The 12,145-nt window shown below is 40.5% G+C and carries 11 protein-coding genes; 5 read left to right on the top strand and 6 right to left on the bottom strand.

Features of this window, described 5'->3' with window-relative positions:
• Positions 1–92: 92 nt before the first annotated feature.
• Both OSH00_RS08235 and OSH00_RS08230 read right to left on the bottom strand, forming a co-directional pair.
• Positions 93–1,331 carry a dicarboxylate/amino acid:cation symporter gene (locus OSH00_RS08235; RefSeq protein ID WP_266130028.1) on the bottom strand — a complete coding sequence of 413 codons (1,239 nt, stop codon included), beginning with the start codon at positions 1,329–1,331 and terminating at the stop codon, positions 93–95.
• Between the two features lie 479 nt (positions 1,332–1,810).
• Positions 1,811–2,686, bottom strand: a complete 876-nt coding sequence (locus tag OSH00_RS08230) for an acyl-CoA thioesterase (RefSeq protein ID WP_196074413.1) — start codon at positions 2,684–2,686, stop codon at positions 1,811–1,813.
• Positions 2,687–2,975: 289 nt separating this feature from the next.
• On the opposite strand from OSH00_RS08230, the gene plsB reads away from it, so the two are divergent.
• The gene (gene plsB / locus OSH00_RS08225; RefSeq protein WP_266130027.1) at positions 2,976–5,561 is read left to right on the top strand and encodes a glycerol-3-phosphate 1-O-acyltransferase PlsB; all 2,586 of its coding nucleotides are present in this window, start codon (positions 2,976–2,978) and stop codon (positions 5,559–5,561) included.
• Between the two features lie 148 nt (positions 5,562–5,709).
• Here plsB and OSH00_RS08220 read toward each other — a convergent pair whose 3' ends face one another.
• On the bottom strand, positions 5,710–6,486 hold the full coding sequence (locus OSH00_RS08220; RefSeq protein WP_266130026.1) for an NAD(P)H-binding protein: 777 nt from the start codon (positions 6,484–6,486) through the stop codon (positions 5,710–5,712).
• 46 nt (positions 6,487–6,532) lie between these two features.
• On the opposite strand from OSH00_RS08220, the gene recG reads away from it, so the two are divergent.
• Positions 6,533–8,578 (top strand): ATP-dependent DNA helicase RecG, encoded by a 2,046-nt coding sequence (gene recG / locus OSH00_RS08215; RefSeq protein WP_266130025.1) that lies wholly within the window; start codon positions 6,533–6,535, stop codon positions 8,576–8,578.
• Positions 8,579–8,755: 177 nt separating this feature from the next.
• Entirely contained in the window at positions 8,756–9,397 is a 642-nt protein-coding gene (locus OSH00_RS08210) for a ComF family protein (RefSeq protein WP_266130024.1), read from the top strand.
• Positions 9,398–9,441: 44 nt separating this feature from the next.
• On the opposite strand, the gene OSH00_RS08205 is transcribed toward OSH00_RS08210, so the two are convergent.
• Together OSH00_RS08205 and OSH00_RS08200 are read right to left on the bottom strand one after the other, a co-directional pair.
• On the bottom strand, positions 9,442–9,837 hold the full coding sequence (locus OSH00_RS08205; RefSeq protein ID WP_266130156.1) for an NUDIX hydrolase: 396 nt from the start codon (positions 9,835–9,837) through the stop codon (positions 9,442–9,444).
• Between the two features lie 121 nt (positions 9,838–9,958).
• Positions 9,959–10,555, bottom strand: coding sequence for an LOG family protein (locus tag OSH00_RS08200; RefSeq protein ID WP_266130023.1), 597 nt, complete (start codon positions 10,553–10,555; stop codon positions 9,959–9,961).
• A gap of 158 nt (positions 10,556–10,713) precedes the next feature.
• Here OSH00_RS08200 and OSH00_RS08195 point away from each other — a divergent pair, with 158 nt between their 5' ends.
• Together OSH00_RS08195 and OSH00_RS08190 are read left to right on the top strand one after the other, a co-directional pair.
• Positions 10,714–11,727: a magnesium and cobalt transport protein CorA gene (locus OSH00_RS08195; RefSeq protein ID WP_266130022.1), complete on the top strand. Its 1,014-nt coding sequence runs from the start codon at positions 10,714–10,716 to the stop codon at positions 11,725–11,727.
• Positions 11,718–11,849: a hypothetical protein gene (locus tag OSH00_RS08190; RefSeq protein WP_266130021.1), complete on the top strand. Its 132-nt coding sequence runs from the start codon at positions 11,718–11,720 to the stop codon at positions 11,847–11,849. The genes OSH00_RS08195 and OSH00_RS08190 overlap by 10 nt, the downstream gene beginning before the upstream one ends.
• Before the next feature lies 1 nt (position 11,850).
• Here the strand turns inward: OSH00_RS08190 and OSH00_RS08185 are convergent, their stop codons facing one another.
• A complete protein-coding gene (locus OSH00_RS08185; protein ID WP_266130020.1) occupies positions 11,851–12,138 on the bottom strand; it encodes a toluene tolerance protein in 288 nt (95 codons plus the stop codon).
• Positions 12,139–12,145 lie beyond the last annotated feature (7 nt).

Genomic DNA, 12,145 nt, shown 5'->3' with positions numbered 1-12,145 from the left:
GAAAAAGCAGGGTTTTAAATCCTGCTTTTTCTGTTTCAGATTAAAAGCAAACGCTTTCAATAAATGTATCGCAATCTTTTATAAATCGCTTACTAGGATGAACTTTCCATCTCTCGAGTATGACGATCAACCACAACACTGATCATCATATCTCCTTGTACATTCACCACAGTACGTACCGTATCGAGAATTCGATCAATTGGTAATAAAATCGCAATCGCCTCAGCAGGCAAGCCCACAGATTGGAGTACCATAATCATGGTCACCATACCGGCGCTCGGGATTCCTGGAGCGCCTAGTGATGCAATCATAGCCGTCAGACATACAATAATTTGTTGGGTAATTGATAGCTCCAACCCCATCAGATTCGCAATAAATAGTGCTGCTGCTGCCTCATAAAGTGCTGTTCCATCCATGTTTAACTGTGAACCGAATGGCACCACAAAACCTGCAATTTGCGGACGCACACCCAGGTTTTCTTGCGTACATTTTAAACTTAAAGGCATTGTTGCCGAACTTGAACTGGTCGCAAAAGCGGTGATTAAGGCTGCACGCGTTCCTTTAAAAAAAGTAATGGGATCCATTTTCCCAAAAATCCATAACAGCAGTGGTAGAACCACCACACCATGAAAAATGGTTGTACCTGTCACCACAATGGCAAACTCGGCAAGACGGCTCAAAATAGAAATGTCTTCAGTTGCAATCAGCTTTGCCATTAACGCAAAAATACCAATGGGTGCAACTTTCATCACCCACCCCACCAACATCATCATTATGTCAAAAAATTGACGTGCCAGTTGTTTAATAGAATTAAAACGCTCTCCCCCCTGTACCAAGGCTAAACCCAATAACAATGCAAACAGCACAACCGCCAAAACATTGCCATCACTGAATGCCTTAAAAGGATTAATCAGGGTATTTTGAATAAAGTTGGTCAGAAATGAGCTTGGCGTTAATGAATCAGGGCTTTTATGCTGACTCATTGCATCTTTAAACAGGTCAATATCTACCCCCTGCCCAACATGGAAAAAGTGAGTAGATACCAGACCAAGAATCAGCGCCAAGGTGGTTGTCGTTACGCAGCAAGCCAAGGTGATTTTCCAAACGCGGCTCAACTGACTGCCTGCTTCTAAATTGGAAACACCAACTAAAATTGAACTGAAAATTAGCGGCACCAAAAGCATTTTCAACAAGCCAATAAAAATACTGCTGGCGATACTTAAAGCATAAATACTGCCGTCTAAAAACTGAGTATCTGGGAATTGATTTAATAAGAAGCCAAATGCGACACCAAGAATGGCAGCAATTAAAATTTGGGTATTTAAGCTCATCTTCATTGACTGTTATATATTTTCACATTTTAAACTATGCCATTGAAGTTACTTATAATCGAGCATTTTTTTGTCACAAGCTCTGCTAAAAAATAGAAAAGCCATCAATCGTGATGGCTTTATTCTGGGTGATGTATCTGGGGTCTGTGGACAATTCGTCTAAGTGTACGACTGGGTATGTTTCTTAGACGATTCCTGCTGCGAAATACGAAATTTTGTGATTCTAAATGATGAGACACAGGATTTTGCAAGAGAACCAGGAAATGACAAAAAGCATACCAGTCTCCGCTGCACCCTGCACTGCAAACAAAGCAATGCTTTGTTCTTGCTTAAGTTGTGGCTAAAATTTTCCCAGCCCATGTTATGAAACTTGAAAATAGTCTCACGATTCTCTGTGTTTCCTTGCGCAGTATACGCCTGATATCTGCTCGATTTTAACCTATGACGCAAGCCACTTATACAATGCCCAAAACTACTACTTATTGGTTTTCGATTTCACGTACCCGCATCAGACCTTCCTGAACGGTACTGCACACCAACTCACCATTTTGCCACATCCGTCCAAAGTTGAGACCGCGCGAATTTGCACTTACGGTTGCATCCATATCATAGAGCATCCAATCATCTGCTTTAACCGGTTTATGAAAATAGATTGCATGATCAATGCTCGCACACTGCAAACTTGGCGACAGATAATTTAAACCATGCGGACGCAATGCGGTCATCATCAAGGTGTAATCTGAATAGAACGCTACAATTGCCTGATTTAAGGAAATATCATCCACCAACTCCGCTGCTAGTGGCTCATGTGTACGCAAATAGTGTGCATAGGATGGTGCTTCTGGTTGAGGTTGGAAAGGGTTGGTCACATTAATCGGACGAATTTCCACCTGACGCGGTCGCATAAATGCAGCGCGAATGTTTTCAGGAATAAAACTGATTAAATTCTCTTTTAATTCCTGTTCAGATTTTAATGATTCTGGATCTGGATATTCAGGTTCAGCAATTTGATAATTCAACCCTTCTTCTGGTGTTGCAAAAGAAACCATTGCTGAAAAAATAGTCCGCCCATGTTGAATGGCACGCACTTGGCGACTTAAAAAGCTTTTACCATCACGCAAACGATCTACTTCATAAATAATCGGCGCATTGATATCCCCACCATATAAGAAATAGGCATGTAAAGAATGCACAGGACGATCCGCAGTATATGATGCTGCACGTAGTGCTTGCCCTAAAACCTGTCCACCAAATACACGTTTGCCGACTAAATTTCGGCTTTGACCACGGAAAATATGTTCTTCAAGTTTTTCTAGCGTTAAAAGCTCTACAAGCTCTTGGGTTAAAGCATTCATAAGTGACCTATCCATATACAGACTTTATTCAAACAAAGAGAATAAAGTGTTCATATTTTAGAGATTTAACTCTATTTTGCCATAAATCCAGAGTGATACACTAAACTTTCTAGACTATGCTGTCACTTCTCTTGTCCAGCAGGATTGTTTAAAATACGATTTTTAACGATAAAATCTGACAAGAAATAGTTAATTTGTCAGAAAATGACATCCTGTTCTGTGCTTCAATGACAGAAATGATTATTTTTATACGCTATATTGCGTGATTCACCATTGGCTAGGAGTATGTATGTCCAAGAGTGGCTTTGGTCAAATGTATCGTCGACTTTCGAGTAAAATACTTGACCTTGTGGTAACCCCGCATGTTCTTGGAGAGGTTCCTAAAGAAACTCCAACGCTAGACCAGTCAACAGAGAGTAATGAAATCAATACATCAACACCTCAAAAAGTAGTGTGTTATGTATTACAGAATTACTCAAGAAGTAATGCCTTGGTCGTTGATGGTGAGACACGTCGTTTACAGCTTGCCCCTGCACTTGACCCACTGATAGTGGGTGGAAACCGTGAAAAAGCGGCGATTCTATTTTTGCAGCATCAGGATGAAAATAATTATTTTAGCCCCCCTGAGCATGCATTTCCACCACGTTTACTCAGACTGATTGAATCTCTGGATCAAAATCCAGATTTAGATATTGAGCTGATCCCTGTGACAGTCTTATGGGGACGCTCACCAGATAAAGAAGACTCTTGGTTCAAGCTTTTGTTTACCGATACCTGGGCAACACCAAGCAAGGTCAAGCAATTGATGAATATTGGCTTGCATGGTCGCCAGTCATTCCTGGAGTTTCATGAACCACAATCCCTGCGTGGTTTAGTCGAACACGCAAAAATCCATCATCCCAATATTTCTCCTGCAACCTATATTGTCAATCAACTCAATGACTTCCTAGATCGTCAGCGAGAAGTCATTCTTGGTCCAGATTTATCTGATCGTCGCAATGTCATGCAATCTTTGATCAAAGCGCCCGATGTCCAAGATGCGATTCGAAAAGAAAGTGTTCGCTCTAAAATCAGCATGATTGATGCTGAACATCGTGCAATTGGTTTTGTGAACGAAATTGCATCGGATTATTCTGCTTCAGCTGTACGTTTTGCTGATATGGCATTAACCCGTTTATGGACGCAACTTTACGATGGTGTTGAAGTACATAACTTCAATACAGTACGTGAATTGGTTAAAGACTATGAAGTGATTTACACCCCCTGTCACCGCAGTCATATCGACTATTTACTTCTGTCGTATGTGATTTACAAGCGCGGTTTGATGGTGCCCTATATTGCTGCAGGTGATAACCTGAATATGCCATTTGTCGGTCAATTATTGCGTGGTGGCGGTGCATTCTTTATTCGTCGTTCTTTCCGAGGCAATGCACTCTACACAGCCGTCTTCAAGGAATATTTATTCAGTATCCTGTCTCGCAATACCCCACTGGAATACTTTATTGAAGGTGGACGTTCTCGTACGGGTCGCTTATTGCCTCCTAAAACGGGGATGTTGGCAATGACCGTTCATGGTCATTTGCGAGGTCGTGCCAAGCCGATTGTTTTCATCCCTACTTATGTGGGTTATGAGCGCTTGATGGAAGGTGCAACCTATGTCGGTGAAATGAATGGTAAACCTAAAGAGGCTGAATCAATTTGGGGCATTCTGCAAACCCTGAAAAAAATCGAGCGTATTTTTGGTAAAGTACATGTCAACTTTGGTGAACCCGTCTTTTTAGATGACTTATTGAAACAGCATGGTGCAGATCAAATTCGTATTGAACACAATGATGCGCCGATCCCTCAAGAAGTCTCAAATGCAGTCAACAGTTCTGCCAATGCCATCTTGGAAAATATCAATCGTGCTGTGGTGATCAATCCAGTATCATTACTATCGTTGATTTTATTGGCAACCCCAAAACACACGTTGGACGAAGAAATCTGCATCAAACAGTTGGATACATATCGTAAGCTGTTGACAGCAATTCCTTATGACCATCGTACGCAAGTGACACCACTTTCAGGCAAAGAAATCATTGCCTATGGCATGAAACTGAAATTGATTAAACGAGTTCAGCATGTACTCGGTGATATTATTGCGATTGAAGATAATCAAGCCATTTTACTGACTTATTTCCGTAATAATATTTTACATGCCTTTGTGCTTCCATCCTTGATCGCAGCTTTGGTAGAGCATAATGGTAAAATCAGTCAGACCGATCTGCTGAATGTCATTCGCACACTTTACCCATTCTTAAAAGCTGAATTGTTTTTAAAGTGGAAAGATCATGAAATCAAAGCTCAAGTGACTGAATATGTCGATGCTTTGGCGCAAGCAAATTTGATTTTTGTCGATGATGAGGGCTTTATCTTTAGCCCTGCGCCAAACTCTGAGGATCATAACCAACTTGCTGTTTTAGCCGCACCTGTTCGCCAAAGCCTTGAGCGTTATTACATGACGCTTGCGCTGATTACTCAACGTGGTTCAGGAAATATCTCGATTCGCCAAGTGGAAGAATTAAGTCATTTAGTCGGACAACGCTTATCTGTATTGTATGAGTTCAATTCACCTGAGTTTTTTGATAAGGCTTTATTCCAAAGTTTTATGAAAGTCTTGATTGAACAAGCTTATATCAAAACCAATGAAGATCATGCTATTGTTTTCGATGAACAGTTTAGAAATGTTGCGCAGTATGCCAATTTAGTGTTGGATGATGTGACTTTACAAATGCTTCACCACATCACCTCCTTCACTGATAAGGAACTTAAAGAGGCTTTAGATGCTTTGGCCGCGCAACAAGCCAAGAAACGCTTAAAACGCAAGAAGAAATAAATGCTACCCCCTTCTCTCTTTGGGAGAAGGGGCATGATTCGCTCACCCTCCTCCGATCAAGAAAGAGGCAACTGTTCAGCGTACGAATATGGCCATCAAAGTATACCTTTCAGTATGGTCAGATTTTTATTGATCCCCTGTAACAATCCTAATGTATTAACTTAAATCCCGTTGCAGGCATCCTTTCTGCAAAAATTTTCTTTCCTGTCTCTTTATTACTTTCTAAAACCAACTCAGGTAAATTCAATTCGCGCTGAAGATTTAAAATTTTCTCATGCAACGGTTGCGGCTTGTTATTCGTACAAATATATGATTTTTCAGGACGTTCCACGTGAAGCAAATACGCTAAAAAATTGGCAAGATCATCAATATGGATTCGATTTGACCAATGAAGATTTGGATAATGCCGAGTGGTTTCTGCAAGCTTTACCATTCTCTCTGTAGGTACACCATAAATTCCTGTCGGACGGACAATCACAGTTTCAGCAGGATACGCCTGTTGCCATAACTGCTCCATTTCTACGAGTAAACGGCCTTGCCCATCACTCGGTTGGACTACAGAATCATCGGTGATCAGTTCACCTTGATTTTCTCCATACACACGCGTAGATGACACCACGATAATCCGTTTTACTGGATGATTTCTAAGTGCTTGAACAATAGGCTGCACGGAATCCACATAGGTGTGTTGATACAGTTCTAAAGTATTGAGTGAGGCATTTCGAGATGGCGCCAGTGCGACATAGACCATATCCACTGCTTGAATATGTGATAAGTCAAGTTCATGAATATCCTGTATCAAGTGTTGAGCAAAATCCTCCACTTTCGGGCTACGGCTAACTGTGGTAATTTGGTGATCTTGCTCAAATATTTGTTTAGCAACACGTTGTGATGTTTTACCATAACCTATAAATAGAATATGCATGACACGACCTATTTTTCAAAATCAATCAAACTTAAGCTGAGGGGACATGGCAGCAGTTCATCAATTACAAGGGGTTGGCAATGCAGCGGCTACCTTACTTGAAAAACTGAATATTTTCACAACAGATGATCTGTTGTTTCATTTGCCACGGGACTATGAAGATCGTAGCACGATCATTGCCATGAACCAATTACAGGTGGGTCGGAGTTACCTGTTGGAAGGTGTCGTTAAATCTATCGATATGCCACCAGGTAAACGGAAATCCATGGCGATTTTATTACAAGATGACTTTGGCAAAGTCACTTTACGTTTTTATCATGTTTATAAAGCTTTGACAGATCGAGCTAAAGCAGGCAATCGTTTAAGAATATTTGGTGAGGTGCGTGTTGGTGCGCGCGGACTAGAGCTTTATCATCCAGAAATACAACTGATTACAGAACATACCCCTCTTCCTCAAACACAGTTGACTGCAATCTACCCTGCAACAGAAGGATTAACTCAACCCAAATTACGTGACTATGTTAAACAGGCATTGAAGCAACATGCAGATGAACTACCTGAATTATTGCCTGAAAAGTTTACCAATGGTTTTGCCCTCAAAGAAGCACTTGAATATATCCATCACCCTCCCGTCAATGCCAATATGTTACAGCTTGCGCAAGGCGCTCATCCTGCACAACAACGTTTGATTTTTGAAGAACTCGTGGCACACCAAATCAGCTTGCTGACCCGACGGGCATATATTCAACACATCGCGGCACCCTCGTTTTCATCCAGTAAAAAATTTGCAAAAGCTCTACTGGGCAGTCTTCCATTTGAAATGACCAGCGCACAAAAACGTGTTTCGAATGAAATTGCCAAAGACCTTAAACAGAGCAAACCAATGCTACGTTTGGTACAGGGTGATGTTGGAGCGGGTAAAACATTGGTTGCCGGTGTAGCTGCATGTCATGTTCTGGAAGAAGGATGGCAGGTTGCACTGATGGCACCCACTGAAATCCTGGCGGAACAACATTATTTAAACTTTAAAAAGTGGTTTGAACCCTTAGGCTTAAGCGTTTCCTGGCTCTCAGGAAAACAGAAAGGTAAAGCACGTGCAGCAGCTGAGCAGACCATTAAGGATGGAACAGCCAATGTTATCGTAGGTACCCATGCCTTATTTCAGGATAATGTTGAATTTTCTAAACTTGGTTTAGTGATTATTGATGAACAACATCGTTTTGGTGTTGATCAACGTTTAGCTTTACGTAATAAGGGGGTGGACAACACCACACCCCATCAACTGGTCATGACAGCGACCCCCATCCCCCGTACACTGGCAATGTCTGCCTATGGTGATTTAGATACTTCCGTCATTGATGAACTTCCACCCGGACGAACACCGATCCAGACTGTCACCATTCCACTCGATCGACGGGAAGAAGTATTAACAAGAATTGCCACCAATTGTGCTGAGGGTAAACAGGCGTACTGGGTCTGCACATTGGTCGAACAGTCTGAAACCTTGGATGCACAAGCAGCAGAAGCAACTTATCAAGAAATTAAACAACGTTTCCCAAATCTCAATATCGGTTTAGTACACGGCAAAATGAAAGCTGATGAAAAACAAACTGTGATGCAGCAATTCAAAGACAATCAATTACAGCTTTTAATTGCCACCACAGTGATTGAAGTGGGTGTCGATGTACCCAATGCATCCATTATGGTGATTGAAAATGCTGAACGTCTTGGACTTTCACAACTCCATCAATTACGTGGACGTGTAGGACGTGGTGCAACTGCAAGTTTCTGTGCCCTACTTTATAAAAATCCATTGTCTCAAAATGGACAAGAACGCTTAAGAATTATGCGGGAAACCAATGATGGATTTATCATTGCGGAAAAAGATTTAGAGATTCGAGGTCCCGGAGAATTACTGGGAACAAAACAGACTGGAGATATGGGATTTAGAGTTGCCAAACTTGAACGAGATGATCATTTGCTCAATCAAGCACATTATGTGGCGGCCCAAGTGCTTCAAGATTTTCCAGAAAATGCCGAAGCATTACTTAAACGCTGGCTCCCTGAAGCACCGCGATATGCCTACGTTTAAACCTAACCATATTAGAATGACTTAAGCTTTACACTATACTGAGGGCTTATCAATGCATTTTTCACCATCATGATGATTTATTGAAATCCGGCATGTCGCCAAATGAAAAGTTTTTATTCGAAATTACGCGTATGAATGGAGTATCACTGAAACTTGATCAAATAAAGACTAGAAAAAATGCTCCACTTTATCAATCTACTGATCCATAAAGGCGTACAATGTATTTCTCCATGCTTACTTTGCGGCATTGACCGACAGCAGGCACATTCCTTGTGTCAAGACTGTTGGCATCAACTACCGTGGCACAAACAATCTATAGCACGACATGGACAGCAGATACTTTGCGCACATCATTACGACTTTCCCATTGATCGCATCATTCAAACTTATAAATATGAGCAACAATTACAATATCAAAACGTGCTTGCATACAGTTTATTGAGCCTAAGATTTTCCAAATTCCAAGCCATTGTCCCCATGCCCATTTCAACCGAGCGCCTTAAAGAACGTGGTTATAACCAAATGTTGATTGTGGCTAAAATTATGGCAAAACAATTAAATATTCCCGTTTGGCAACCCGTGATACGGCAAGCACAGCACTCACAAAAAGGCTTAAGCCGAGTTGAGCGACTGGAAAATATTGAGCATCAATTCCGAATCATTCAATCAGAAAGAAGAAAATTTAAAAAAGTATTGATTGTTGATGATGTGGTCACAACGGGCAGTTCAATTCATGCACTAACCCAAGCTTTACAAAGCTTGGGTTGCCAACAGATTTCCAGTCTTTGTATTGCGGCAGCACATCCATCTTTGAAATAATCATTACAATAATTTAAAGAATTAGCTTTTGAAATTCAGTTAATTTAACTTAAAAGATTTTCCTTACACCATGGGATCACTACTTCTCGGGTTAATGGTGCCAATAACGTGGATTGATCATCTAAATCAATCCACTTCATTTCAGCAATTTCTGCATCAATTCGGGGTGCATCGGTTAAATTGACCTGATAGAGATAACTCACCAACTGGTGCCCTGACTCGTTTGCAGCTGAAGTTTCAAATCGTCCAATATAGTGTTTAATCTCAGCTTGAACACCTATTTCTTCTGTGATCTCACGTAGCATGGTCTGTTCAGGTACTTCATTCGATTCCAACTTCCCACCCACTTGCATAAAAAACTGTGTATTCTTTTTTCGTACCAGTAATAATTGATTTTGCTTATTTAAAATCACGGCAGCAGAGACAGTAATTACATTCATCATTCTAGGGCATAATAAAAAACACAATATATTGTGACATCAAAAAAATTAAAAACAATATATTGTGTTTTAAAAATTAAATTGAACAGACTTAATCAAGATGCATAAAGTATTTTAGGCCTTAATCCAATTTCACCAACTCTTCACGATCTTTTACCCCCCATTTTGGTTCGGGTGCTTGATAGGCCTTAAACTGAGCCAGAATATCTTCAATAGATGCAGAATGAATCAACTGATCTGTGAATCTTGCCTTAGAGAACCCTTTATCAGTTGTAAGCTGTATAAATTTCAGCAAGTCATCGTAAAAACCTTGAACATTTAAAAATGCACATGGTTTTAAATGAATGCCGAGTTGTGCCCAAGTCCATTGCTCAAAAATTTCCTCAATCGTCCCTGCTCCACCTGGTAATGCAATAAAACCATCAGACAATTCAGACATTTTTGTTTTACGTTCATGCATATTTTTCACGATATGAAGTTCGGTCAAACCGGGATGTGCCAACTCACGATCTACAAGCCCCTGAGGAATCACACCAATCACCTGACCACCTGCTGCCAATGCACTGTCTGCAACAATACCCATCAGGCCTGAACGACCACCGCCATAAACCAGTATTTGCCCTTGCTTGGCGATAGTTTCACCAGTCAGTTGTGCAACATCGGCAAAAATCTGATCTGTACCTAAAGATGAACCACAAAAAATAGCAATAGAATTCATAAATTTAACCTAGTTTTAATTTAGTCATGCTAAAAATATAGACGAACCATAAAGATTTTTTTTACAAAAGAGCGCTGTAAGCAGTGTTTTTCCTAAAATCCTTGTCTAAAATACACACATCAAATTGACACCACACTGCGCAAGGGAGAAAAGACACAATGCTTGAAGCCTTTTACGCCACTGAGCGCGGTAGCTTAGAAGATGCAACCATTAATGGTGGATTCGACCTACATCCTGAATTGGTTTGGGTGGATCTTATTGCACCTTCACAAGAAGAACAAGAATGGGTTTTAGATGCCTATGAGCAGAACTTACCCACCCTCAAATCTTTAGAAGATATTTCATCTTCTGCACGATTTTACCGTGATGATGATGGTATTCTACATATCAGTACGTATTTTTTAACAAAAAATAAAAATTACCAAGTTGAAGGAGATCCAGAAGATACATCGAATATGCTGGCAAATGTGCAAACCGTTGCTTTTATCTTACATAAAGAGCGTTTGTTTACTTTACGTGGTGAGAAACTGGTTGCCTTCCGCGCTTTCCGTGCACGTGCGCGACGCAATGATTATGAAATCGACTATAAAGATCCGACATGGATTCTTCTCGGTCTACTTGAAGCAAAACTTGATGAGCTTGCGGATATCTTAGAAGATATCCACAAAGATTTAGAGTTGTACTCTACTGAAGTGCTGAACGTACGCCACCGTGAGATGATTCTTGATCTAGATGACATGATTACACGTCTTGCACAAAAAGAAGATATGCTTGGAAAGGCACAGCTATGTTTAATTGATTTACGCCGTGTCCTCACCTTCTTATCCCGTCCTCGTGCATTGGGCAGTCATATTTACGATGCAGATATCCGAGAGTTAAGCGAAGATGTGCGTTCTCTTGTTGAACATGATGCCTTCCTGTTTCAAAAAGTCCGATTTTTGCTCGACACCACCTCTGGATTCATTAATACCGAACAGAACGATACGATTCGTCGATTCTCAATTTTACCCAGTATGCTCGCACCACCAATGCTCATTGCCAGTATTTATGGAATGAATACTGAAATTCTTCCTTTTGCTCATGGGCATTGGAGTTTTTACGTGGTTATTTCATTGTTGATCGCATTTTTTGTCGGCCCACTGGCTTACTTTAGATGGAAAAAATGGATCTAAAACGTGTTGGGCACATGGCTTTTTCAGCATTAGGGATGAATATTTTAATCCATATTTTAGGACACAAAGTTCAATTCAATAAAAAAGCACCTTATGAATGGTGCTTTTTTATTGAGAAATGATTCAAATCAATTTCAAATCGTCTTGCAAATGACAAGCCTGAATGATTTTCATCATTTTTTCTGGCACAGCTTTAAATTGCAAGCCTTGCAAGTTAGGCGTTTGACGCAACCATTGTACAAAGACAGACAGTGCAAGCGTACTACCATGTTCAAGTTGAGACAGATTTACCGTCAATGGAAAGTTTTTTTCACTTTGAATCACTTTCAAGCCATTTAAATAATAACTTTCTGCATTTTCATAAGCAATTTTACCACTCACGTATAGTTCTTGATTCTTGAATTCAATCACTCGCTTA

The organism is Acinetobacter nematophilus (assembly GCF_026344175.1).
Lineage (GTDB): Bacteria > Pseudomonadota > Gammaproteobacteria > Pseudomonadales > Moraxellaceae > Acinetobacter > Acinetobacter nematophilus.
Note: the sequence above shows the minus strand (reverse complement) of the source record. Positions and strands in the feature narration are given on the sequence as shown.

Bases quoted from the DNA above. Each gene is read 5' to 3' on its own strand.
- OSH00_RS08230 (WP_196074413.1), bottom strand. From the start codon at position 2,686: ATGAATGCTTTAACCCAAGAGCTTGTAGAGCTTTTAACGCTAGAAAAA.
- recG (WP_266130025.1), top strand. From the start codon at position 6,533: ATGGCAGCAGTTCATCAATTACAAGGGGTTGGCAATGCAGCGGCTACC.
- OSH00_RS08200 (WP_266130023.1), bottom strand. From the start codon at position 10,555: ATGAATTCTATTGCTATTTTTTGTGGTTCATCTTTAGGTACAGATCAG.
- OSH00_RS08205 (WP_266130156.1), bottom strand. From the start codon at position 9,837: ATGAATGTAATTACTGTCTCTGCTGCCGTGATTTTAAATAAGCAAAAT.
- OSH00_RS08190 (WP_266130021.1), top strand. From the start codon at position 11,718: ATGGATCTAAAACGTGTTGGGCACATGGCTTTTTCAGCATTAGGGATG.
- plsB (WP_266130027.1), top strand. From the start codon at position 2,976: ATGTCCAAGAGTGGCTTTGGTCAAATGTATCGTCGACTTTCGAGTAAA.
- OSH00_RS08220 (WP_266130026.1), bottom strand. From the start codon at position 6,486: ATGCATATTCTATTTATAGGTTATGGTAAAACATCACAACGTGTTGCT.
- OSH00_RS08235 (WP_266130028.1), bottom strand. From the start codon at position 1,331: ATGAGCTTAAATACCCAAATTTTAATTGCTGCCATTCTTGGTGTCGCA.
- OSH00_RS08210 (WP_266130024.1), top strand. From the start codon at position 8,756: ATGCTCCACTTTATCAATCTACTGATCCATAAAGGCGTACAATGTATT.
- OSH00_RS08195 (WP_266130022.1), top strand. From the start codon at position 10,714: ATGCTTGAAGCCTTTTACGCCACTGAGCGCGGTAGCTTAGAAGATGCA.